The sequence below is a fragment of the Mesorhizobium sp. CO1-1-11 genome, assembly GCF_020164995.1.
In the GTDB taxonomy this organism is placed as follows: domain Bacteria; phylum Pseudomonadota; class Alphaproteobacteria; order Rhizobiales; family Rhizobiaceae; genus Mesorhizobium; species Mesorhizobium australicum.
Genome location: NZ_JAIUHE010000002.1, coordinates 211750 through 235569 on the forward strand (window position 1 = coordinate 211750; position 23820 = coordinate 235569).

Consider the following 23820-nt stretch of genomic DNA (forward strand, 5'->3'; position numbering starts at 1 on the left):
ATGCCGAAGACGCTGACGTCCGTTCTGCTGCTCGCCTTCGCGATGTTTTTGACGGCCTGCAATTCCAGCCAAGTCAAATTCTCGATCGTCTCCGGCTCCGAGAATACGGTGCTGGAGCCGATCGTCCAGGAATTCTGCGCCAAGCAAGGCGCGACCTGCACCATTTCCTATCAAGGCTCGCTCGACATCGGGCTCGGACTGCAAAAGCCTGGCGGCCTCGACAACGATGCGGTTTGGCCGGCCTCCAGCGTCTGGGTCGACCTGTTCGACAGCGGCCGCAAGGTGCGCAACCTGACGTCGATCGCGCAGATGCCGGTCATTCTGGGCGTGCGCAAATCCAAGGCCACCGAACTCGGCTGGGTCGGCAAGCCGGTCTTCATGAAGGACATCCTGGCCGCGGTGAAGGACGGCAAGCTGAAATTCCTGATGACGTCGGCGACGCAGTCCAATTCGGGCGCCAGCGCCTATCTCGCCATGCTGTCCAGCGCGCTCGGCGGCAAGCAGGTGATCGAGCCGGGCGACCTCGACAATCCCGCCGTGCACGACACAGTAAGTGCCTTGCTGCAAGGCGTCGAGCGTTCGTCCGGTTCGTCGGGCTGGCTCGCCGATCTTTACGTCGACAGCGCCGGCAAGGGCACCGTCTACGACGCGATGTGGAACTACGAGGCGACGCTGAAGGAGACCAACGACAAACTCAAGCAGATGGGCAACGAGCCGCTCTATGCCATCTATCCGGCCGACGGCGTCGCTGTCGGCGACTCGCCGCTGGGTTTCATCGATCATGGACGCGGAGCCGATGTCGAAAAATTCTTCACCGACCTTCTCGCCTATCTGCAGTCGGACGCGGCACGCAAACGCATCGCCGATACCGGTCGGCGGCTGCCGCTCGGCGGCGCGGCCATCCAGGCCGCCGCCGAGCCGGATTGGAATTTTGATCCCGGCAAGCTGGTGACGTCGATCCGCATGCCGGAGCCGGCCGTGATCCGCAAGGCGCTCGACCTCTACCAGGAGGCCTTGCGCAAGCCTTCGCTGACGGCGCTGTGCTTCGATTTTTCCGGCTCGATGGAAGACCAGGGCGAGAAACAGTTGCAGGCCGCCGCCCAATTCCTGTTCACGCCGGAAAAGGCAAGCGAGGTGCTGGTGCAATGGACGCCGTCCGACCACATCTTCGTGCTGCCTTTCGACGCCGTCGTGCGCGACACATTCGAGGCGAAAGGCGACTCGGCGGGCCAGAGCGAGCTGCTGGCGGACGTTGCCCAGCAACGCGCCGGCGGCGGCACCGATATGTATGCCTGTGCCGACCAGGCCCTGCAGAAGATCGTTGCCACGGCGGATCTTTCGAAATACCTCCCGGCCATCGTCATCATGACCGATGGCCGCACCGATGGCGGCGCGGACCTGTTTCTCGCTGACTGGCGCAACGCCGCCGTGCGCGTGCCGGTCTTCGGCGTCACCTTCGGCGACGCCGACAAGAGCCAGCTCGACAGTCTCGCCAAGGCGACGTCGGCACGGGTCTTCGATGGCAGCGGCGATCTGGCCGGCGCCTTCCGCGCCGCGCGCGGCTACAATTAGAGCCTGCCGGGATGCGTGGCTTGTTCGGCAATGACTGGAACTGGATCGCGGCGGGCGGGATATCTGCGGTGCTGCTTGTCGGCTTGGGTTTTCTGACCCAGTTCCCGTTCCTGGTGTCGGCCATCATCGCGGCCCTCGTCTTTGCCGGACTGGTGTTCGTGCTGGCGCCGCGACAGCTTTTCGAAGGGCTCGACCTCAGCACGCTCAGCGGCAGCAAAGTGGCCTTCGCCCGCGAACTCCTGGCGCAAGCCCAGCCAGCCGCGGACCGGCTGTCGGCAACGGCCGTTTCGATCGCCGACAAGGACATGAAGGCCAAGGTGAAGAACCTGTCCGACATCGCCGCCGACGTGATTTCCAAAGTCGAGACGAAGCCGGAAACCGCGCCCTCGGTGCGGCGTTTCCTCACCTACTACGTGCCGCAGGCGGCGGAAGTGGCGGAAGGCTACGCGACGCTGGCGAACCGGCGTGCACCCAGCCAGGTCCGGCTCGCCAATGTCGGCGCCGTCATCACCAAGCTGCAGGACGCGTTCGTACATTATGCCGACAGCCTGGCCGACAGCGAACTCGGCACGCTCGACGTCGACCTGCGACTCATTCAGGAGTCGTTGAAAGAGGATATCGGACGCTGATGGCCATTTCGCGCCGCGCTTTCGGACTGGGTCTGCTGGGTGCCGCCGCTGCCGGCACCGGCGGCTATTTGACGCTGAAGGATCGTCCCGAGTTCCGTGGCTATCTTGGCAACAAAGCGCATCTGTTCGGCTTCATCGGCGGCGAGAAGCAGGCATTCCTGGCCGATCCGGACGTCGTGCATGCGCTTGGCGGCTACGGGCTGGAACTCGATGCGCGTGTCGCCGGTTCCGTGGAGATGGTGCGCGAGCCGGCATTGCTCACCCAAAAACCGCAATTCCTGTGGCCCTCTTCCTCGATCATGGTCGACCTCGCGCGCAAGAGCGGTGTCTCGATCCGCAACGACCAGGTCGTGCTCAACTCCCCGATCGTCGTCTACACCTGGGGACCTGTAGTCGAAGGGCTGAAGAAGAGCGGGCTGGTCACGGTCGCCGCCAAGGGCGGCTACAACCAGCTCGATCTCAAGGCCTTGCTCGACGCCATTCTGGCCGGCAAGAACTGGGCCGATCTCGGCATTGACGAGCTTTATGGCCGCGCCCGCATCGTCTCCACCGATCCCAACCGCTCCAACTCCGGTTTCATGTTCGCCGGCCTGGTGCTCAGCCTGATGAGCGGCGACGTGGCGACCCAGGAACTGCTTGCCCAGCACGGCGACCAGGCCAAGGCGATCTTCCGCAGCATGGGGCTGAAGTCGTCCTCGTCGGGAAAGCTGTTCGACCAGTACATCGCCGGCGGTCTCGGCGCCGAGCCGATGGTGGTGGGTTATGAGAACCAACTGGTGGAATGGGCGCTCGCCGATCCCGCGCGCTGGCAAAGGGTGCAGGCCGGCATGGGCGCCAAGCCCGAGATTCTCTACCCCAGGCCAACCGTCTATTCGGCGCATCCGCTGATCGTCGTCGACCCCTCGGTCGACAGGCTGCTGGAAGCGCTGACCAGCCCAAAGCTGCAAGAGCTTGCCTGGTCGAAACACGGTTTTCGCGGGCCGCTCGGCACCGTCAGCGGCGGCGCCGATGCCGCGATCGCCGGCGTGCGGCCGGCGGAAATCGAGGCGGTGCTGCCGATGCCCTCTGCCGACGTGATGCTGGCGCTGCTGTCGCAGTTGGAAGGCTGATCTACCCTCTTCCCATTCTGTTCCAGGCGTCGAGGCCGGCGATCTTGTAGGCCTCGGCCAGGGTTGGATAGTTGAAGGTGTTGTTGACGAAGAAGTCGACCGTGCCGCCGAGATTGATCACCGCCTGGCCGATATGAATGAGTTCGGTGGCGCCCTCGCCGACAATGTGCGCGCCGAGCAGGCGCCGCGTCTCGATGGAGAACAACAGCTTCAGGAAGCCGGTGTCGACGCCCATGATGTGGCCGCGCGACGTCTCACGGAAGCGCGCGACGCCAACCTCATAGGCGCCGCCGCTCTGACGCACCTGCTCCTCGGACTGGCCGACCGTCGATATCTCCGGCACCGCGTAGATGCCGTAGGGGAAGGTCTCCGGCGGCGCGGGCAGGGTCACGCCAAAGGCATGGCAGGCGGCCACCCTGCCCTGCTCCATGGAGGTCGAGGCGAGGCTCGGAAAGCCGATGACGTCGCCGGCCGCGTAGATGTTCGGCACGCTGGTCTGGAAAGTCTGGGGATCGACCTTGATGCGGCCCCTGGAGTCGGCTTCGATGCCGACCACGTCGAGGCCGAGGCTGCCGACATTGCCGGTGCGGCCGGCGGCGTAGAGCACGACTTCGGAGCGGATGGTACGGCCATCGGCCAGTTCCACCTCGGCGGCATCCGGCTTGGAGCGGATTTCCTTGACCGCGCTGCCCAGTCTTATCGTCATGCCGCGGTCGCGCATCTGGTGGATGAAATCGTCGACGATCTCCCGGTCGACGAAATCGAGGATGGAGTTGCGCGGCTCGACCTAGCGTCACCGGTACGTCGAGCGCGGAAAAGATCGTGGCGTATTCGACGCCGATGACGCCGGCGCCGATCACCGTCAGCGTGCGTGGCAGGCGGTCGAGTTCAAGCATTTCGTCGCTGTCGAAGACACGGGTCTTGTCGAAGGGCACGTCGGCTGGCCGATGCGGCCTGGTGCCCACGGCGATCAGTGCGTTGGCGAAACCGACTTCGCTGTAGTCGCCATTGTCCGATGTCAGGCTGACCTTGTTGGAGCCGAGAAATTTCACCGCCGCGCGCGCGCTTTTGACCGTGTTGCGCATGAACTGGTGTTGCAGCACCTCGACCTCATGGTCGAGCGTCTTGTGCAGGCGCTCGATCAGGTCGCCGACCGAGATATCCTGCTTGACCCGATAGCCGCGTCCATAGAAGCCGCGCTCGCGCCAGCCCGAGAGATTGAGCACCGTTTCGCGCAGCGTTTTGGAAGGAATGGTGCCGGTGTGCACCGAGACGCCGCCAAGGCGCCGGCCCCGGTCGACCACCAGCACCGATTTGCCGAGTTTGGCCGATTGCACTGCGGCGCGGCGGCCGGAAGGGCCGCTGCCGATGACCAGCATGTCGTAGTCCATATTGCCCCGTCCCCTCGGCGTCTTGTTGCGCCGCAGCAAGCTAACGCCATCCGTGCTGCAAATTCAACCGCTTCGGACCCTCAGCCCATTCTGTCCCGCCTGGCGCCGCGGCGAAACGGTCCGATCTTGATTCCACCATGAGCCTTCACCATTTCTGGTGCGGTGGGGCGCAGGCTAAGCAGGCCCCTGTTACGAGGAAATGACATGAACGCTCGCGTTCTCGACGGCGAAATCATCAACACCCGGCTCGACGATGTCAGGGCTTTTGAAGGCGTGCGCACAAGGCGCATTCTGGCTTTCGTGCTCGACTATCTCATCGTTGGCCTGCTGAGCATTCCGGTCGCCATCCTGGTGTTCTTCCTCGGGCTCTTGACCCTCGGCCTGGGCTGGATGCTGTTCGGCGTCCTGGTGCCGGCAGTCGCCATCCTCTACATCTGGAACACGTTGGGCAGCGCCGACCAGGCCACCACGGGCATGAAGATGATGGGCATTCGTCTCGACCGTCTCGACGGCACCCGCATCGACGGGCTGACCGCGGTCGTCCATTCCGTATTGTTCTGGGCCGGCAACGTCATTCTGTCGCCGCTGGTCCTGCTGGTGACCCTGTTCTCGGACCGCAAGCGCACGCTGCACGATCTTTTGCTCGGCACTGTCGTCAGCCGCACCGGCCGATGAAACCGCCCTGAAGCAAAGCCGCAGCCCCCTTGAGCGCAAATGTGAAGGTGTTGAGTTGCCCACACCTTCACAATCCTGTTGAATTTTTCGCCGCCGGAGCCAAAGGTAGAGCGATTCGAAGGAGTGTTTCCAAGGCTCGATGACGCAGCACCCGACCCAGTCGCCGCAGTTCTTCCTGACCGCGCCGTCGCCGTGCCCCTATCTCGACGGCCAGTTCGAGCGCAAGGTGTTCACGCATCTGGTCGGCGACAAGGCCTCGGAGATGAACGACCTGCTCACGCAAGGCGGCTTCCGGCGCTCGCAGAACATCGCCTACAGACCAGCCTGCGAGACCTGCCGCGCCTGTGTATCGGTGCGTATCCTGGCACAGGAGTTCACCGCCAGCCGCAACATGAAGCGCGTGCTGCAGCACAATTCCGACCTCGTCGGCGCCATGCACAACGCCGAGCCCTCGACCGAACAATATTCACTGTTTCGCGGCTATCTCGATGCCCGCCACCGCCGCGGCGGCATGTCCGACATGACGGTGCTCGACTACGCCATGATGGTCGAGGATACCCATGTCGACACCAAGGTGATCGAATACCGGCGGCGCGGACCCGACACCTTCATCACCGGCAAAGGCCAGGGTGAACTCATAGCGGTGGCGCTCACCGACAAGATGGCCGACGGCTTGTCGATGGTTTATTCCTATTTCAATCCCGATTTCGAAAGCCGCTCGCTCGGCACGTTCATGATCCTCGACCATATCGCCCGTGCCAAGGCGATGGGGCTGCCCCATGTCTACCTTGGCTACTGGGTCAATGGTTCGCGCAAGATGAATTATAAGATGCGCTTCATGCCGCAGGAGCATCTCGGCCCAAAAGGCTGGGAGCGCTATACCAACGAAGCGGTCTGACGCTGAGTTTTCCCCCGATCCACGCTTAAACTGTTTCAAGGCAGGGGATGCTGGTCTTTCAGCCGCTCGGCTGGAGAGAGTGCGCGCTTGCGCCGACCGGCCGCCTGCAATTCAATTGCGAAAGTTCCTGCATGTCCTCTCACCATGATCACCAGAAGGGCCTTCTGATAACCGCCATCGGCGGACTGATACTGACCGTCGACATACCGTTGATCCGCCTTGCGGATGGCGGCGCGTGGACCATCCTTTTGCTGCGAACCGGAACCACCTTCATCGCCGCGATGATCATCTGGTCGGTCTGGCGCGCGCTGAGCCGGAATGTCCCGCCGCTTATCCCCGGCTGGTCCGGGCTGATCGTGGCGATATGCTATGGGCTGACCTCGATCACCTTCGTTACCGCGGTCTTCCACACCTCGACCGCCGACCTGGTGTTCATCCTGGCCTTCAACACCGTCTTCGCCGCACTCTTGTCCTGGATATTCCTACGGGAAAGGCCGGGAGCGGTGACGATCGCGGCCATGCTGGTCATGATCCTCGGCGTGCTGGTCATCGTCGGCGGTTCGGTTGGCAGCGGCAAGCTGTTCGGTGATTTCATGGCGCTGTGCTCGGCTTTTTTCATCGCGGTGGCCATCACCCTCTCGCGCGCCAGCGGCAAAGATATGGGATTCACCTCGCTGATCGGCGTCCTTCTGCCGCTTGGGCTGGCGGCCTTCATGGTGAGCGGCGAAGGCTTTCACGTAAACGCGCCATGGTGGATCATCTTCAACGGCGCCGTCATTATGCCCATCTCGTTCTTCTGCCTCGCCGCCGGGCCGAAATACATTTCAGGACCGGAAGTGGCGATGTTCTACCTGCTCGAAACCGTGCTGGCGCCGATCTGGGTGTGGATGATCTTTGCCGAGACGCCGACCCGCAACAGCCTGATCGGCGGCGGCATCCTGATCGTCACGCTGGTCGCCCATTCGCTCTGGCAGTTGCATGATGGGCGCAAGCGGCGCGGCGACCTCGCGGTGCACCATCCGGCGTAGAGGTCGAGATCAGGCGCTGGCTTTCTTGACCACGCTGGGCTCGGGCAGGACCTCGATTTGTGGACCGGCTTCGATCTCATTCGGCGGCACGATCTCGTCGGCCAGTTCCACCTCGCGCAGCCACTCGCGCCAGATCGCGACCAGCAGCGCCATCAGCACCGGGCCGATGAACAGGCCGAGGAAACCCATGGTCTTGACGCCGCCGATCAAACCGAAAAAGGTCGGCAGGAAGGGCAGTTTTATCGGGCCGCCGACGAGCTTGGGGCGCAACGTCTTGTCGACGACGAACAACTCGACCGTGCCCCAGATGAACAGCGCCAGGCCGGCCATCGGCGAGCCGCTGGCGGCGAGGTAGATCGAGACCAATGTGAAGGACAATGGCGCACCGCCTGGGATGAGCGCCATGACGCCGGTCAGCGCGCCGAGCGTCACCGGCGACGGCACACCGGCCAGCCAGTAGGCGATGCCCAGCACCAGTCCCTCGCCGATGGCGATTACCGTCATGCCGGTCACGGTCGAGGAAATGGTCGCCGGCACGACGCGCGAGATCCGTTCCCAGCGGGTGGGCAGGATACGCTCGCCGAGGCGGTCGATCTGGCCGGCGAAGTTCTCGCCGTCCCGATAGGCGAAAAACAGGGCGATCATCATGAACAGCAGCGTCAGAAAGAGGCTGAAAGCGCTGCCGCCGGCGGCGAGCGCACCGCGGTAGATGCTGCCTATATTGGCGCCGCTGACCAGCTGGATCAGTTCGCCGATGCCGCCGGGATGGCCGAGATTGGTCGTCCACTGCTCGTTCAGCCACTCACCCACCACAGGCAGGGTGGCGATCCAGTGCGGCGTCACCGCACCGTGGCGGTTGGTCTCTATCGCCCAGCCGACCCATGCGCGCACCTCGTTGATGGCATAGGTGCCGGCAAGCGCGATCGGTATCACCAGGAAGGCCAGGATGAACAGGATGGCAAATGTGGCGGCGATGGTTCGGTTGCCGCCGACGCCGACCAGCAGCCGTCGGTAGAGCGGCCAGCTGGCGAAGGCGATAACGAGGGCGGCCAGCACCGGGAACAGGAAGCCGTGGAAAAAATAGACGCCGGCGGCAACGATCAGCACCAGCAGCCAGCGCGCCGCCGACAGCGGCGGTATGACGGCCGAACGAAGCGGCGTGGACAGCCCGAAGAGGCGCTGCTGCCGTTCCGGCTTCTGGATCTTTGCTTCCTTCAAACGCCCTGTTCTCCCCGGCCCATCCGGTCAGTTATGCACCGATATAGTGCAGCAATCGTGACGATACTCCAAATGGTGATGGCGGAGCTGCCAATCTCCCCCTCGTGGGAATTTCCTGCAGGACAGAGGGGGCGTGAACCCCTGATCTGATCTTAAGGACCGAGAATTGCGAGAGGTGTGGCCAGCCATTTGATGCGCTGGCGGGACAGCGCCTCCTCTGGCCAGCCGGCCATTTCCCCCACGAGGGAGGAGATCGGCAGCTTCTAGCCGAACTTCCCAGTCCTTGGGAATCCCTTAGGCACCATCCGTCCCGCCGACGCCCGGGCGCCGATCCATTCAGCCAATTCCTCGCGCGACCGGGTGAAGGTACGGTCGGCCGAATCCTGCCAGGAGAGACCGGTTTCCAGCGTGAACGGCTTGAGGTCGAGCAGGCCGCCGTCCTTGTATTTCTGCAGCCGCACACCCTTGCCGCGACCCATCTCCGGAATTTCCGAGAGCGCGAACACCAGCATCTTGCGGTTCTCGCCAACGATGGCCAGGTGATCGCCGGTGACCGGCACGCAGCGCTTGGCCTCGTCCGGCGCCTTGACGTTCATCACCTGCTTGCCCTTGCGGGTGTTGGCGACCACCTCTTCCTCGGGAACGATGAAGCCGTTGGCGTCGAAAGAGGCGAGCAGCAGCTTGCGCTTGGGATCGTGGACGAAGGCGGTGACGATGTCCTGGTCATTGTCCATGTCGACGATGATGCGGATCGGCTCGCCATGGCCGCGGCCGCCCGGCAGCCGGTCGGCGCCGATCGTGTAGAACTTGCCGCCGGTGGTGAAGACCAGCACCTTGTCCGTCGTCTGGGCATGGAAGGCGAGCTTGAGGCTGTCGCCCTCCTTGAAGGTTAGGGTCGAAAAATCGGCCAGATGGCCCTTCATCGCCCGCAGCCAGCCTTTTTCCGAAACCACCACGGTGACCGGCTCGCGCTCGATCATGGCGTGCGCGATATCGGTCAGGTCGTGCTCGGGCGCGTCGGCGAACTGCGTGCGGCGCTTGCCGATCTCGGTCTCCGGACCGAACTTGTCGCGAACCTGAGTGACTTCCCACTTGATGGTCGACCACTGCTTGGCATCGGACGCCAGCAGTGCCTCGATCTGCTTCTTCTCCGCGGTCAGGCCGTCGAATTCCTTGCGGATCTCGAATTCTTCCAGCTTGCGCAAGGCGCGCAGCCGCATGTTGAGGATCGCTTCGGCCTGGGTGTCGGTGAGCGACCAGCGGGCCATCATGACCTGCTTGGGCTCATCCTCCTCGCGGATGATCCTGATCACCTCGTCGATGTTGAGATAGGCGATCAGGTAGCCGGCAAGGATTTCCAGCCGCCTCTCGATCTCGCCGAGGCGAAATTTCGAGCGACGGATGAGGACGTCGCGGCGGTGGTCCAGCCATTCCTGCAGCACGCCCTTCAGCGACAGCACGTTGGGCACCTTGCCGCGCGACAGCACATTCATGTTGAGGGGGAAACGGCTTTCGAGCTCGGTCAGCTTGAACAGCGATTCCATCAGGATGCCTGGGTCGACCGAACGGCTCTTCGGCACCAGCACGACGCGGATGTCCTCGGCGCTTTCGTCCCTGATATCCTCGAGCAGCGGCAGCTTGCGGGCCATCAACAGCTCGGCGATCTTCTCGATCAGCCGCGCCTTCTGCACCCCATAGGGGATTTCGGTAACGACAATGCTCCAGGTGCCCCTGCCCTGGTCTTCCTGGTTCCATTTCGACCGCACGCGAAACCCGCCGCGGCCGGTCTCATAGGCTTCGAGGATCGAGGCACGGCTGTCGACGATGATGCCGCCGGTCGGAAAATCCGGGCCCTGGACGAAATCCATCAGCTTCGCCACCGGCGCATCGCGATGCTCGATCAGATGCAGCGCCGCGTCGCAAAGCTCTGCGGCATTGTGCGGCGGGATCGAGGTGGCCATGCCAACCGCGATGCCGGACGAGCCGTTGGCCAAGAGATTGGGGAAGGCACCGGGGAGCACGACCGGCTCCTCGTCTTCTTCATTGTAGGTCGGCCGATAGTCGACCGCGTCCTCGGTGATGCCGGCAAGCAGATCGGTCGCCACGTCGGTCATACGCGCTTCGGTGTAGCGCATGGCGGCGGCGTTATCGCCGTCGATGTTGCCGAAATTGCCCTGGCCGTCGACCAAGGGGTAGCGCATCGAAAAATCCTGCGCCAGCCGCACCAGCGCATCATAGATCGACTGGTCGCCATGCGGGTGGAACTTACCCATCACCTCGCCGACGATACGAGCGCATTTGGCGAACCCCTGGTCGGGGTTGAGGCGCAACAGGCGCATGGCGTGCATGATGCGGCGATGGACCGGCTTCAATCCGTCGCGCACATCCGGGAGCGCCCGGTGCATGATGGTCGACAAAGCATAGGCGAGATAGCGCTCTTCCAGCGCCTTCTTCAGGTCGACCGGTTCGATATGATCGCCGCCGCCATTGTCAGGCGGCAAAAGCCTTTTTCCCATGGGCTGCACCTAGCCGAGCGGGTGATTCGCGGCAAGAGGCGCGCACCGGGCCAGTTGATTTGCGCGCAATTCTGCAACAGAAAACCGCAAGGTCGAGCTTGCCGGCCAACATCAATCTGTTACATGCCGCATCTATTGCGAAGCACGCTGGCGGCTCGACCTTCATGCCAAATTCACTGCATTCTCCAATAGCGGTCGGATCGGGTTTGCCTTTCAGCGCGATTTTCGACCATTGTGCCGGGACACGCCTTTCTCCCGTCCAGTTCGTCACGGAATGGTGATGGCGCAAAGAATTGAAAAATAATTTCAGGACACTCTCAGGGACCTTGCGATGACAATCAACCGCTCAACTCTCCGGAAATTCGCACTTTCGACCTTCTTGCTCACGCTGCCGCTGAATGCGGCCCTTGCCCAGGACGCGGCGGTCGCGGACCGGCTGAAGGCAGCACTCTCCGCCCAGGGCGTCGACATCTCCTGGACCGGCGTGACCGGCGACAACACCAGCATGGTGCTGCAGGGCGTGTCCGTGAAACCGGCCGCGGAAAAGGAAGCGCTGACGATCGGCGACGTCAAGCTCGAGAACATCACCGAAGCCAATGGCGGCTATGATATCGGCACCGTGTCGACCTCGGCCTTCGAACACAGCAAGGACGGCGTCACCCTGGATCTCAGCCCCTTCGTCATCCACGACATGACGGTGCCGGCCGACGGCTCCACCAGCCCGCTTGGCTCGCTGATGATGTACAAATCCGCTGAACTCTCGAACATGACGGTCAAGGTCGCCGACAAGACCGCTTTTTCGATGGACGGGCTTGCCATCCAGATCACGCCGCCCGCCGACGGCAAGGCGATGGAATTCACCGCCAACACGGAGAAATTCACGGCCGATCTCTCGCTGGTCGAGGACCCCAAGTCCAAGGAGGTCATCAACGCGCTCGGCTACCAGAACATTTCGGGCAATCTTGAAATGGCCGGCACCTGGCAGCCGTCGGACGGCAAGATGGAGCTGTCGAAATACGACATATCCGTCGAGAATGCCGGCACGCTCGGCATGACCTTCGACCTCGGCGGCTACACGATCGACTTCATCAAGTCGCTGCAGGAAATGCAGAAGAAGATGGCCGCACAGCCGGAAGGCGCCGACAATTCGGCGCAAGGCATGGCCATGCTCGGCCTGTTGCAGCAGCTTTCGTTCAACAGCGCATCGATCCGCTTCGACGACGATTCGCTGACCGGCAAGGTGCTGGACTATGTCGGCAAGCAGCAGGGCATGTCGGCCAAGGACATCGCCAACCAAGCCAAGGCAATCGTGCCGTTCGGCATGGCGCAGCTCAACAATCCCGAGCTGACGGCCCAGGTTACGGCGGCGGTCAGCAAATATCTCGACGATCCGAAGAGTCTCGAAATCTCGGCCGAGCCGCCGGCATCGGTGCCGTTCGCGCTGATCATGGCGGGCGCCATGTCCAACCCGCTCGACCTGCCGAAGACGCTCGGCGTCAGCGTCAAGGCGAACGAGGACTGATCGAATTAGCTGCCTTCTCCCCGTCACTATACGGGGAGAAGGTGCCGGCAGGCGGATGAGGGGCAGCGCCGACGCTTGCGAATATGAATTCCAGTCTGAAACGATTGCCTGTCAGAAGGCCTCGGCTGCTACGATCGCTCGCAAATCGCCAGCCCGCGCTGCCCCTCATTGTCCTGCCGGACATTTCTCCCCGTATAGTGACGGGGAGAAAGGGCAGTTGCACCCGTCAGTCCTTCTTCACCGGCGCTACGCGCAGCGCCAAATCGCGAAGCTGCTGCGGCGAGGCTTCCGACGGCGCGTTCATCAACAGGTCGTAAGCCTGCTGGTTCATCGGGAACATGGTGATTTCGCGCAGGTTCTTGGCGCCGACCAGCAGCATGACGACGCGGTCGACGCCCGCAGCCATGCCGCCATGCGGCGGCGCGCCATACTGGAAGGCACGGTAGAGGCCGCCAAAGCGTTCCTCGACCGTGGCGCGGTCGAGCCCGACCGTCTCGAACGCCTTGACCATGGTTTCGGGCAAATGGTTGCGTATACCGCCGCTGGCGATCTCGAAACCGTTGCAGACCATGTCGTACTGGAAGGCCTTGATGCCGAGCAGATCCTCGCCGTTCAGCGCGTCGATGCCACCCTGCGGCATCGAGAACGGGTTGTGGGCGAAGTCGATCTTCTTCTCCTCCTCGTTCCATTCGAAGAACGGGAAGTCGACGATCCAGCACAGTTCGAAGCGTTCGCGGTCGACGAGGTTCAGCTCCTCGCCGGCACGGGTGCGCGCCGCGCCGGCGAACGACACGAACTTCTTCGGATCACCGGCGACAAAGAAAGCGGCGTCGCCGTCGGCAAGGCCGAGCTGCAGGCGGATCGCCTCGGTACGTTCCTCGCCGATGTTCTTGGCGAGCGGGCCGGCGCCTTCGGGCTTGTCGCCTTCCTTGCGCCAGAAGATGTAGCCCAGCCCCGGCTGGCCCTCGCCTTGCGCCCAGCTATTCATGCGGTCGCAAAAGGCGCGGCTGCCGCCGGTCTTTGCCGGAATGCCCCACACCTCGGCCTTCGGATCGTTGGCCAGGATGTTGGCGAACACCTTGAAGCCGGAATCGCGAAAATGGTCGGAGACGGCTTGCATCTCGATCGGGTTGCGCAAGTCCGGCTTGTCGGAGCCGTATTTGCGCATGGCGACATCATAGGGGATGCGCTGGAATTTCTGCGTCACCGGCTTGCCGTTGGCGAAGGTCTCGAAGACGCCGCGCATCACCGGTTCCATGGTCGACAGCACGTCGTCCTGCTCGACGAAACTCATTTCGAGGTCGAGCTGGTAGAATTCGCCGGGCAAGCGGTCGGCGCGCGGGTCCTCGTCACGGAAGCAGGGCGCGATCTGGAAATAGCGGTCGAAGCCCGACACCATGATCAGCTGCTTGTATTGCTGCGGCGCCTGCGGCAGCGCGTAGAAGGTGCCGGGATGGATGCGCGACGGCACCAGGAAGTCGCGCGCGCCTTCCGGCGACGAGGCGGTCAGGATCGGCGTCGAGAATTCGGTGAAGCCGACCTCGCCCATGCGCTTGCGCATCTCGGCGATGATCTTCGTGCGCGCCACGATGTTCTTGTGCAGTGTCTCGCGGCGCAGGTCGAGGAAGCGGTATTTCAGCCTGATGTCCTCGGGATAATCGGGCTCGCCGAACACCGGCAGCGGCAATTCCTTGGCCGCCGACAACACCTCGATCTCGCGGGCGAAAATCTCGATCTCGCCGGTCGGCAAATTGGCGTTCGTGGTCTCGGGCAAGCGCGCCTTGACCTCGCCATCGACGCGGATCACCCATTCGCCGCGCAAGGTCTCGGCGATCTTGAAGGCAGGCGAATCGGGATCGGCGACGATCTGGGTCAGGCCGTAATGGTCGCGCAGGTCGATGAACAGCAGGCCGCCATGGTCGCGCACGCGATGCACCCAACCCGACAGGCGAACGGAATTGCCGACGTCGCTCTTTCGCAACTGGGCACAGGTATGGCTGCGGTAACGGTGCATGGTCATGGATAAAAGTCCGGGATTGTGAGTTGCGGGCCAAAGCATCGCAGCCCGGCCCAAAATTTGCGCGAAAAGCGCATGAGAGGCATGGTTTGTCAAGGCAAAGGGACGAAGGGGCGATCTCTCAGCTTGGAACTTCGGCTTTCAATTTATGGCCGGTCATGTGGCGGAACGGTGAACCGCCTGTCGCGTTAGCGCATGATGGGCTGAGAGGAGGCAAACATGTTTTCCTGGAAGGGCACTTGGCGCAATCAATACGGTTCGGTTGTAATTATCGAGGACGATAGTGAGGGTTTGATCCGCGGTGTCTTCAAGACAGCGTTGCCCGACAGCAGCTTTTCCGGGATGGAAGTGCCTCTTCACGGGGCCGCTCATGGGGATGTGATCGGCTTTACTTCCGCGGCGTCAGGAAAGACGGGGCCGGCGGCGGTCAGCTATACCGGCATTTTTCGAGACGGCAAGATCGAGATGTTATGGCACACAGTGGCTGGCCTGGCTCTTTCAGCCGATGCCGAGGGTGAGCCCGCAAAGCTGACCACGGTTGGAACATGGCGCGCCTTCGGGACCAGCCTAGACACTTTTGAGCGCGTCGATTGATACTCTGACCGATTAACCGGCGCTGCCGGTCGCCATCGACATCTGTTTCATCCGCCGAGCTGAATCGGGCCGAGGCCTTGCCGCCTTTTCATTGGCAAATGCCGCTGGCATCGACGGAGACGATGGTCCAAAAAGGATCAACGATGAGCGGCTGTATTCCTTATGTTCTCCATCCGTCCCCTGATCCCGCTTCTTCTCGCCGCAGGCATCCTCCTCGGCGGCAATGGGCTGCAGAGCACGCTGATCGCGCTGCGTGGCGCGCAGGAAGGGTTTTCGGCTTCCGACATCGGCCTGATGGGCACCTTCTATTTCGCCGGCTTCCTGCTCGGCTGCCTGGCCATCACCCGCATCATGAAGGCGGTGGGCCATATCAGGGCGTTTTCGGCGCTGGCGGCGATCGCCTCCGTCGGCACCTTGCTGCTCGTGCTGGTTCTCGATCCGGTGATGTGGTGCGCGGTGCGCTTTGCCGGCGGCTTCTGTTTCGCCGGATTGTTCACCATCGTCGAAAGCTGGCTGAATTCCGGCGTCACCAACCGCGACCGCGCCCGCGTGCTGGCGATCTACCGAATGGTCGATACCGGATCGGTGACATCAGCCCAGTTCCTGATTCCCGTCTTCGGCGCCGGTGGCTTCACCATCTTCGCCATCATGTCGATCATGATCACGCTGTCGTTGGTGCCGGTCTCGCTCGGCGACCGCTCCAACCCGACGCCGCCGGAAGAGGTCAAGCTCGATCTGGCCCGCGTCTGGCGGATTTCGCCTCTGGGCTGCTTTGGCTGCATCGCCGTCGGCGTCACCAACAGTGCCTTTCGCACCTTGTCGCCGGTCTATGCGGAGCAGATCGGCATGTCGGTCGGCGATGTCGTCACCTTCGTCAGCGTCGGCATTTTCGGCGGCGCCATCATCCAGTATCCGCTCGGTTACCTCTCCGACCGCTGGGATCGGCGCCGGGTGCTGCTGATGACGACCTGCTGCGCGATGCTTTCGGCTCTGGCGCTGGTGTTCATCGCCGGCAGCAACCCGCTGCTCAACTTCATCATCATCTTTATCTTCGGCTGTTTCGCCATGCCGCTGTATTCGCTGTCGGCGGCACATTCCAACGACCGCGCGGATGCCGGCGAGTTCGTGCTGATCAACGCCGCCCTGATGCTGTTCTACTCCTTCGGCGCTATTGGCGGCCCTTTCGCGGCCTCGACCGCGATGCAGTATTTCGGGCCAAGCGCGCTGTTCGTCTTCAGCGCCGTGGTCTACGCGATCTTCATTGCCGTCATCCTCTACCGCATGCAGGCACGCTCTGGAGTACCGGCGGGCAAGCGCAGCCGCTTCACGGCGCTGTTGCGCACGTCGACCATTTTCGCACGGCTGGCGAGGAGAAATAGCGATCCAGACAGTCCGGAAGGACCGTGACGGTGGCGCCACAGCTTGACGAAAGCCTTCCCGGCTGAAATCTAGGAAGACCCTACTCCTGCCAAAAGCGATTTGATGCACGTCATCACCACCCAGAAAGAACTCGAGACCGTTCTCGCCGCTTTCGAAAAGTCGGATTTCGTCACCGTCGACACCGAATTCATCCGCGAAACGACCTTCTGGCCAATCCTGTGCCTGATCCAGATGGCCGCGCCCGGCGTGACCGCGCTGATCGATCCGCTGTCACCTGACATCGACCTGGCTCCCTTCTTCAGGCTGATGGCCAACGAGGCGGTGGTCAAAGTCTTCCATGCGGCGCGCCAGGACATCGAAATCATCGTCCATCTCGGCGACCTCGTTCCGCACCCCGTGTTCGATACCCAGGTGGCGGCGATGGTCTGCGGCTTCGGCGACAGCGTTTCCTACGATCAGCTGGTACAGCGCATCACCGGGGCGCGGCTCGACAAGTCGTCGCGCTTCACCGACTGGCGCCATCGGCCGCTGTCCGACAAGCAGCTTGATTACGCGCTGGCCGACGTCACCCATCTGATCGAGGTCTATCAACACCTCAACGCCGAGCTGGCGCGGGAAAACCGCGCCCACTGGCTGAATGAGGAGATGGATGTCCTGACCTCGCGCGAGACCTACGATCCGCACCCCGAGGATGCCTGGAAACGGCTGAAGATGCGGCTTCGCAAGCCCCAGGAGCTGGCGATCGTGCAGGCCGTGGCGGCGTGGCGCGAACGCGAGGCGCGCGAGCGCGACGTGCCGCGCGGCCGTGTGCTCAAGGACGACGCGATCTACGAGATCGCGCAGCAAGGACCGCGCGATGCGGCAGCCCTTGCCAAGCTGCGCACCACGCCAAAAGGGTGGGAACGCTCCTCGACAGCGACGGCATTGCTCGGCGCGGTCAACACCGCGCTCGCCCTGCCCAAGGAGCAGATGCCGAAACTGCCGAAAAACTTCCAGCCGCCCGAGGGCTCGAATGCGGCCGCGGAACTGTTGAAGGTCCTGCTCAGGATCGTCGCCGAAAAACAGGGCGTCGCCTCGAAGGTGCTGGCCTCCAGCGATGACATCGATCGCATCGCCGCCGAGGGCGAGGATGCCGATGTGCCTGCGCTGCAAGGATGGCGGCGCGCCGTGTTCGGCGAACACGCGCTGAAGCTGGTACGCGGCGAGATCGGCATCAAGTTCGACAATCGCAAGATCGCGGTGTTCGATTTATAAGCGCCGGCCTTTCCCCTTCCCTTTTGGAGAATGTGATTGGCGCAGCTCATACGATCGCGAGCAAGTGCAGGGCCAGCCAGATCCAGCCCAGCGCCAGCACCACCGCGCCCAGCACGAAGGAGCGGTTGCGCACCAGCAGCTTATTGCTGGTCAGGTGAAACCAGGCGTGAAAATAGCGCGACGCGACAAAAATCCACATCAGTGCGAGAGTGATGTAATTGACGCCGTTGGTCATGTGCAGTGTCAGGCACAGCACGTAGAAAAGCACCGGCAGTTCGAATTGGTTGATCAAATTGTTCGCGACGGTGACAGTAGAGGCCGGCTCGGTCGAACGAACCTTGTACTGGCCGACCTTGGCTTCACCCGACTTGACGGCAAAATAGCGGCGCCGGCCCATGACGATATAGACGATGTAGATCAGCAGCACGTGAGCCAGCACAGGCCAGAAGATCGTGGTCTGGTTCATGAAGTCGCCCCTGCCCTGCTCCGCTTCAACTCCGACGTCTTTGGCCTGCCAGCCAGAAAGCGGCAATGACGATGACCGGGACGGCGAGAAGCGCGAATTTGGTGACGATCAGCGCCGAGGCAAAGGACAGCGAGTCCGGATTGGCGTAGAGGAAATCGGACAGAAGGCGCGCCACGGCGATGTTCTGGGCGTAGTCGGCGAGCGTATAGGGCAGCACCAGGACCAGCGCGAAGACCGCCTGCATCTGCGCCGGCAGCACGCGGAAATTCTTCAGGCGCCGGCCAGTTGCCAGGATCAGGCTGACCAGCGTCAGCGACAACAGCGCCGGAAACAGAAGATCGAAGGTCAGGTAGTGCCAGACTAGGATGATCTCGCTGCCGCGCCGGCCAAGCGCCGTAAGCCAGGCCATGCCTTCGTCGGGCGTGAATCCGAAATAACGCATGTCGAGCGAAGCCAGGCCCCCGCTCAGTCGACGGAAATAGAAGAACTCCATCCCCGTCATGGCGACAAAAACCGCCGCCGAGAGGAAGCAGAACGCCCCGACATGGCGCGACAAGCGCAGCACCATGGCGGTTAAGTTCCCCCAAAGTCCGGAAGAATCAGGCTCCGCCGGGATAGTTGGGGCTTTCGCGGGTAATCGTGACGTCATGGGCGTGGCTTTCACGAAGTCCGGCGTTGGATATGCGCACAAAGGTGGCGCGGTCGCGGAAATCGGCAAGGTCGCGGCCACCAACATAACCCATAGCGGCTTTCAGCCCGCCCGCAAGCTGGTGCAGCACGCCAGACACAGGTCCTTTATAGGGAACCTGCCCTTCAATGCCTTCCGGCACCAGTTTCAGCGTGTCGCGCACCTCGGCCTGGAAGTAGCGATCGGCGGAGCCCCGCGCCATGGCGCCGACCGAGCCCATGCCGCGATAGGCCTTGAAGGAGCGGCCCTGGTGCAGATAGACCTCGCCCGGGCTTTCGTCGGTTCCGGCAAGCAGCGAGCCGATCATGGCGGCGCTGGCGCCGGCGGCGAGTGCCTTGGCGAGATCGCCGGAATATTTGATGCCGCCGTCGGCGATCACCGAGGCGCCTGATTTGTGCGCTGTCTCGACCGCCGACATGATGGCCGAAAGCTGCGGAACGCCGACCCCAGCCACAATGCGGGTGGTGCAGATGGAGCCCGGGCCAATGCCGACCTTGACGGCGTCGGCGCCGGCGTCGATCAGCGCCCGCGTGCCTTCCGCGGTGGCGACGTTGCCGGCCAAGATGCGCACGGAATTGGAAAGCTTCTTCGCCCGCGTCACCGCGTCCAGCACACGCTGCGAGTGGCCATGCGCTGTGTCGATCACCAAAAGATCGACGCCGGCCTCGATAAGACGCTCGGCGCGCTCGAAGCCGTCATCACCGACGCTGGTGGCGGCCGCGGCGCGCAGGCGCCCCTGCGCATCCTTGGTGGCGTGCGGGTTGAGTTGCGACTTCTCGATGTCCTTGACGGTGATCAGCCCGACGCAATTGCCCGTTTTGTCGACCACCACCAGCTTCTCGATGCGGTGCTGGTGCAGAAGCCGCTTGGCCTCGTCCTGGTCGACGTTCTCCTTGACCGTGATCAGGTTCTCACGGGTCATCAATTCGTAGACCTTTTGCGCCGGATCGGAAGCGAAGCGCACATCGCGGTTGGTCAGGATGCCGACCAGCCGGCCGGTCTTGTGGCCACCGGCGCCGCCATTCTCGACCACCGGAATGCCCGAGATCGAATAGGTGCGCATCAGCGACAATGCGTCGGCGAGCGTGGCGTCGGGCCCGATCGTGACCGGGTTGACCACCATGCCGGATTCGAATTTCTTGACCTGCCGCACCTGCTCGGCCTGTTCGGCGGGCGAGAAATTGCGATGGATGACGCCGATGCCGCCGGCCTGCGCCATGGCGATGGCAAGCCTTGCCTCGGTGACCGTGTCCATCGCCGCCGACAGGATCGGCACGTTGAGGTCGATGTCGCCGGCGATGCGAGTGCGGATGTCGGTCTGGCCGGGCATGACCTCGGAATGACCGGGCTGCAAAAGCACGTCGTCAAAGGTCAGCGCCAGTGCGCCGGTGGACGTTTCAATGATTTTTGCCATGGCCAGCCCTTTGAATGCGAAAAAGCGCTGGACCAGAATGGACAGCGCCGACTCGTTATTCCCTTTCAGGATTGGCGGTGGCTGGTAACACGTCGCGGGACGGATGAAAAGCCGATCGTTGCGTCGTTCCGCGTTCTAGTCGCCAGACTTCCCCGCTAGAGCATCAAGCAATGGGTGACGCGGCGCTGCGAAAGGACTGACGACAGTGACCGCGCCCCATGTGAAGCCGTCTTGCAGATCTTCCGAGACCAGCAGCCGACAGCCAGCTTGCGAGGCCGTGGAGAGAATGACCGATTCCCAAATGCTGAGTCGATGATCGGTAGCCAGATCAGCGGCCATCATCATCACGTCCTGCGTCGTCGCGGCAACGGAAAATGCGTCGCTCCAGCTCAGAAGGGCATCCCGTGCCTCCAGGGGCGGTCTTCCTGCTTTGCGGACCAAAACGTTGAAGAGTTCACCAAGAACCTGAACAGGAATAACCGCGTCATCTTGCCGGAGATCGCGCAGCAATTCGAGAACGATGTCGCGCTTCTCCGCACCGTTCACCCCTTCCGCGTAAGCAAGGATATTCGTATCGAGCGCGATCTTCAATGCTCGTCCTCATAAAGCTCATCGCGCGTCCACTGCCCGGCATTCATGACAGGCTGGCGCTCAAGGCGCGACAACAACGCCGCGCGCGATCGGGCAGCCACACCCTCCTGATGATCCGCGGGCACGATCCGAGCGACCGGACGCCCGTGACTGGTCACCACGTAGCTTTGTCCTTCGCGAACGCCGCGCAGTAGGAGAGAAAACCTGCGATTGGCATCGGCCGCCGAAACACCTTTTTCCATGGCAATGTCCCCATAGTAGTTATATTCACTACAATAATGATGTGTGTCGTTCCATGCAAGGTGTCCCTTGCCTGGCAGGGATCTCTGCCGGCATGGGGCATGCCAAAGCGAAAGGCCGCATCCTTGCAGTCGCACAAAAGTGACAGCAATTTAACACGACATCCACCCTCTGGCCGTGATAACCGCCCTGCGTGCCGGCTTGCCCCAGCCGACGACACAGAGAATCAGTCCGGACGCGTCTTGTGAACCGCACCATTCCGCTCATATTGGCGGTCGCTCTCTTCATGGAAAACATGGATTCGACCGTCATCGCGACATCGCTGCCGGCGATCGCCATCGACATCCACACCAGCCCGATCGCGCTCAAACTGGCGCTGACGGCCTATCTGGTGTCGCTGGCGATCTTCATTCCAATCAGCGGCTGGATGGCCGACCGCTTCGGCGCCAAGACCATCTTTCGTGCCGCGATTGCAGTGTTCATTGCCGGTTCGGTGGCGTGCGCCCTCTCCGGTTCGCTGCCCGCCTTCGTAGTCGCGCGTTTCCTGCAAGGCATTGGCGGCGCCATGATGACCCCGGTCGGGCGCCTGGTTCTGGTGCGCGCCACGCCCAAGAGCGAACTGGTCGCCGCCATGTCGTGGCTGACCGTTCCCGCGCTGGTCGGCCCGCTGGTGGGTCCGCCGATCGGCGGCTTCATCACCACCTACTTCACCTGGCACTGGATCTTCCTGATCAACGTCCCGATCGGCCTGATCGGCATTTGGCTTGCCACTCGCTTCCTGCCGGAAACCGAGGCAACCGAGACGCCGCCGCTCGATTTCGTCGGTTTCGTCCTGAGCGGGCTGGCCGCTTCAGGCGTCGTCTTTGGCCTGTCGGTGGTCAGCCTGCCTTATCTGCCGCCGGCGACCGGCTTCATCACGATCGCCGTGGGACTGCTGTCGGGCGCGCTCTATCTCATGCATGCGCGCCGCGCCAAAAATCCGCTGCTGGCGCTCGAACTCTTCCGTAACCAGGTGTTCCGGTCGTCGGTGCTTGGCGGCTCGCTGTTTCGCATCGGCATCGGCGCCGTGCCGTTCCTTTTGCCGCTGATGTTCCAGATCGGTTTCGGGCTGACACCATTCCAGTCCGGCATGATCACCTTTGTCTCGGCGATCGGCGCCATCGGCATGAAATTCGTCACCGCGCTGATCTTCCGCGTTGTCGGCTTTCGCCGCGTGCTGATCGTCGGCTCGCTAGTCGCTGCCGCATCGATCGCCATCTACGGCCTCTTCACCCCTGAAACACCTTATGCGCTGATGCTGGCCATATTGCTGGTCGGCGGCTTCATCCGCTCGATGTTCTTCACCGGCGTCAACGCGCTCTCCTATGCCGAGGTGTCGGCCGAGGATACCAGCAAGGCAACGCCGATCACGGCGGTGTTCCAGCAGCTCTCGATCGCGCTCGGCGTGGCGCTCGCCGGCGGCATTCTGGAAGTCTCGACCTCAATCCATGGCGGCCCGCTGACGCTGCGCGACTTCCATACCGCCTTCTTCATCGTGGCGGCGGTGTCGGCGGCGGCGTCGCTGTCGTTCATGCGGATGGCGCCCGACGCCGGTAACGCCGTCTCCGGCCATGGCCGGCTGACGACGCCGAAGACGCTGGAACCCGTCAGATCGCCGGGAGAGTGAGGCAAAGTCGCCGTAGAGCGATCAGCCGCGGCGTCCCCGGCCCTTCGCCATGGCTCCGGGCGCTCGAGTCCTTCGGAACGTCCACTGGACGTTCCGCTCCGCCTGGCGGCGGACCGGCGGGGAGCTGGCCTTTCAGCCGTCGGCGTCCCCCGGCCCTTCGCTATGGCTCGGGGCGCTCGAGTCCTTCGGAACGTCCACTGGACGTTCCGATCCGCCTGGCGGCGGACCGGACTCTCGCCCCTTAAAATCCTTGGCCAACAGATAGAGCTCCACTGATTCATCGCGTGAGGCCGGCGGCTTGACGTGATGGACGGAGCGGAAATTCTTCTTGAGCATCGAGAGCAACTCATTTTCGGCGCCGCCCTGGAAGGTCTTGGCGAGGAAATGGCCGCCCGGCTTGAGGACCGACAACGCGAAATCGGCCGCCACCTCGCACAGATGCATGGTGCGGATATGGTCGGTCCGCTTGTGGCCGGTGGTCGGCGCCGCCATGTCGGACAGCACGACATCCGGGTCCCCGCCCAGCGCTTCGGCCAGCCTTTGCGGCGCGTCGGCGTCCAGGAAATCCATCAGCAGCACCGGCGCACCGGGCACGGCGTCCATTTCGAGATAATCGATGCCGATGACATGCGGGTTTTCAGCCGTCGATTTCGTGCGCGCGGCCGCGACCTGGCACCAGCCGCCAGGGGCGGCACCCAGATCGATCACCTTCATGCCGGGCTTCAAGAGATGGTGCTTGTCGTCGATCTCGATCAGCTTGTAGGCCGCGCGCGAGCGATAGCCGTCGGCCTTGGAGCGCTGGACATACGGATCGTTGATGTGGCGCTGCAGCCAGCGGCGCGACGATTCCTTCAGACCGCTTTTCTTCTTGATCCGCGTCTTCAGCACGCGAATGCTGGCGGACCCTGGCTTTTCCGGTTTCTTCGTCATTGCCTGATTTCTTGTTTGAGCA

Annotated in this window: 20 protein-coding genes and 1 pseudogene; 11 read left to right on the top strand and 10 right to left on the bottom strand. The window is 62.8% G+C overall.

Annotated elements, in window-relative coordinates; translation table 11 throughout:
• From LB554_RS03060 to LB554_RS03070, 3 genes are read left to right on the top strand one after another with little or no spacing between them, the layout of a single operon-like run.
• Positions 1-1572: a substrate-binding domain-containing protein gene (locus LB554_RS03060; protein WP_411962610.1), complete on the top strand. Its 1572-nt coding sequence runs from the start codon at positions 1-3 to the stop codon at positions 1570-1572.
• 11 nt (positions 1573-1583) lie between these two features.
• Positions 1584-2201 (top strand): 5-bromo-4-chloroindolyl phosphate hydrolysis family protein, encoded by a 618-nt coding sequence (locus tag LB554_RS03065; protein WP_224583077.1) that lies wholly within the window; start codon positions 1584-1586, stop codon positions 2199-2201.
• Positions 2201-3310, top strand: a complete 1110-nt coding sequence (locus LB554_RS03070; RefSeq protein WP_224583079.1) for a hypothetical protein — start codon at positions 2201-2203, stop codon at positions 3308-3310. Before LB554_RS03065 ends, LB554_RS03070 begins: the two co-directional genes overlap by 1 nt.
• Position 3311: 1 nt before the next feature.
• Here the strand turns inward: LB554_RS03070 and sthA are convergent.
• Positions 3312-4701 (bottom strand): annotated as a pseudogene (gene sthA / locus LB554_RS03075) (Si-specific NAD(P)(+) transhydrogenase).
• Between the two features lie 204 nt (positions 4702-4905).
• Here sthA and LB554_RS03080 point away from each other — a divergent pair.
• The 3 genes from LB554_RS03080 (at position 4906) to LB554_RS03090 (ending at position 7302) form a co-directional block, all read left to right on the top strand.
• Complete coding sequence (locus LB554_RS03080) at positions 4906-5376, top strand: RDD family protein (RefSeq protein ID WP_015318274.1); 471 nt, start codon at positions 4906-4908, stop codon at positions 5374-5376.
• Between the two features lie 139 nt (positions 5377-5515).
• Positions 5516-6274, top strand: a complete 759-nt coding sequence (locus LB554_RS03085) for an arginyltransferase (RefSeq protein WP_015318275.1) — start codon at positions 5516-5518, stop codon at positions 6272-6274.
• A gap of 131 nt (positions 6275-6405) precedes the next feature.
• Positions 6406-7302 (top strand): DMT family transporter, encoded by an 897-nt coding sequence (locus tag LB554_RS03090; protein ID WP_041163860.1) that lies wholly within the window; start codon positions 6406-6408, stop codon positions 7300-7302.
• A 9-nt stretch (positions 7303-7311) separates the two neighbouring features.
• On the opposite strand, the gene LB554_RS03095 is transcribed toward LB554_RS03090, so the two are convergent.
• Together LB554_RS03095 and parC are read right to left on the bottom strand one after the other, a co-directional pair.
• Entirely contained in the window at positions 7312-8520 is a 1209-nt protein-coding gene (locus LB554_RS03095; RefSeq protein WP_224583080.1) for an AI-2E family transporter, read from the bottom strand.
• A 263-nt stretch (positions 8521-8783) separates the two neighbouring features.
• Positions 8784-11036 carry a DNA topoisomerase IV subunit A gene (gene parC, locus LB554_RS03100; RefSeq protein ID WP_140617081.1) on the bottom strand — a complete coding sequence of 751 codons (2253 nt, stop codon included), beginning with the start codon at positions 11034-11036 and terminating at the stop codon, positions 8784-8786.
• A 331-nt stretch (positions 11037-11367) separates the two neighbouring features.
• On the opposite strand from parC, the gene LB554_RS03105 reads away from it, so the two are divergent.
• On the top strand, positions 11368-12558 hold the full coding sequence (locus tag LB554_RS03105) for a hypothetical protein (protein ID WP_140718259.1): 1191 nt from the start codon (positions 11368-11370) through the stop codon (positions 12556-12558).
• A gap of 226 nt (positions 12559-12784) precedes the next feature.
• Here LB554_RS03105 and aspS read toward each other — a convergent pair whose 3' ends face one another.
• Positions 12785-14572: an aspartate--tRNA ligase gene (aspS, locus tag LB554_RS03110; protein WP_224583199.1), complete on the bottom strand. Its 1788-nt coding sequence runs from the start codon at positions 14570-14572 to the stop codon at positions 12785-12787.
• A 222-nt stretch (positions 14573-14794) separates the two neighbouring features.
• Between aspS and LB554_RS03115 the strand changes: the two genes are divergently transcribed.
• The 3 genes from LB554_RS03115 (at position 14795) to rnd (ending at position 17803) form a co-directional block, all read left to right on the top strand.
• Complete coding sequence (locus LB554_RS03115; protein WP_140823681.1) at positions 14795-15169, top strand: avidin/streptavidin family protein; 375 nt, start codon at positions 14795-14797, stop codon at positions 15167-15169.
• 162 nt (positions 15170-15331) lie between these two features.
• Complete coding sequence (locus LB554_RS03120; protein ID WP_224583081.1) at positions 15332-16576, top strand: MFS transporter; 1245 nt, start codon at positions 15332-15334, stop codon at positions 16574-16576.
• 75 nt (positions 16577-16651) lie between these two features.
• Positions 16652-17803, top strand: a complete 1152-nt coding sequence (gene rnd, locus LB554_RS03125; protein ID WP_140823682.1) for a ribonuclease D — start codon at positions 16652-16654, stop codon at positions 17801-17803.
• A gap of 46 nt (positions 17804-17849) precedes the next feature.
• Here the strand turns inward: rnd and LB554_RS03130 are convergent, their stop codons facing one another.
• From LB554_RS03130 to LB554_RS03150, 5 genes are all read right to left on the bottom strand, one after another.
• The gene (locus tag LB554_RS03130; protein ID WP_015318284.1) at positions 17850-18269 is read right to left on the bottom strand and encodes an MAPEG family protein; all 420 of its coding nucleotides are present in this window, start codon (positions 18267-18269) and stop codon (positions 17850-17852) included.
• A gap of 25 nt (positions 18270-18294) precedes the next feature.
• Complete coding sequence (locus tag LB554_RS03135; protein WP_015318285.1) at positions 18295-18837, bottom strand: hypothetical protein; 543 nt, start codon at positions 18835-18837, stop codon at positions 18295-18297.
• A 31-nt stretch (positions 18838-18868) separates the two neighbouring features.
• A complete protein-coding gene (gene guaB, locus LB554_RS03140; RefSeq protein WP_015318286.1) occupies positions 18869-20371 on the bottom strand; it encodes an IMP dehydrogenase in 1503 nt (500 codons plus the stop codon).
• Positions 20372-20506: 135 nt separating this feature from the next.
• Positions 20507-20962, bottom strand: a complete 456-nt coding sequence (locus LB554_RS03145; protein WP_224583082.1) for a PIN domain-containing protein — start codon at positions 20960-20962, stop codon at positions 20507-20509.
• Positions 20959-21204 carry a type II toxin-antitoxin system Phd/YefM family antitoxin gene (locus LB554_RS03150; protein WP_140617089.1) on the bottom strand — a complete coding sequence of 82 codons (246 nt, stop codon included), beginning with the start codon at positions 21202-21204 and terminating at the stop codon, positions 20959-20961. Before LB554_RS03150 ends, LB554_RS03145 begins: the two co-directional genes overlap by 4 nt.
• 242 nt (positions 21205-21446) lie before the next feature.
• Between LB554_RS03150 and LB554_RS03155 the strand changes: the two genes are divergently transcribed.
• Positions 21447-22868 (top strand): MFS transporter, encoded by a 1422-nt coding sequence (locus LB554_RS03155; protein WP_140617090.1) that lies wholly within the window; start codon positions 21447-21449, stop codon positions 22866-22868.
• Between the two features lie 132 nt (positions 22869-23000).
• On the opposite strand, the gene LB554_RS03160 is transcribed toward LB554_RS03155, so the two are convergent.
• Positions 23001-23798, bottom strand: a complete 798-nt coding sequence (locus LB554_RS03160; RefSeq protein ID WP_015318290.1) for an RlmE family RNA methyltransferase — start codon at positions 23796-23798, stop codon at positions 23001-23003.
• Positions 23799-23820 lie beyond the last annotated feature (22 nt).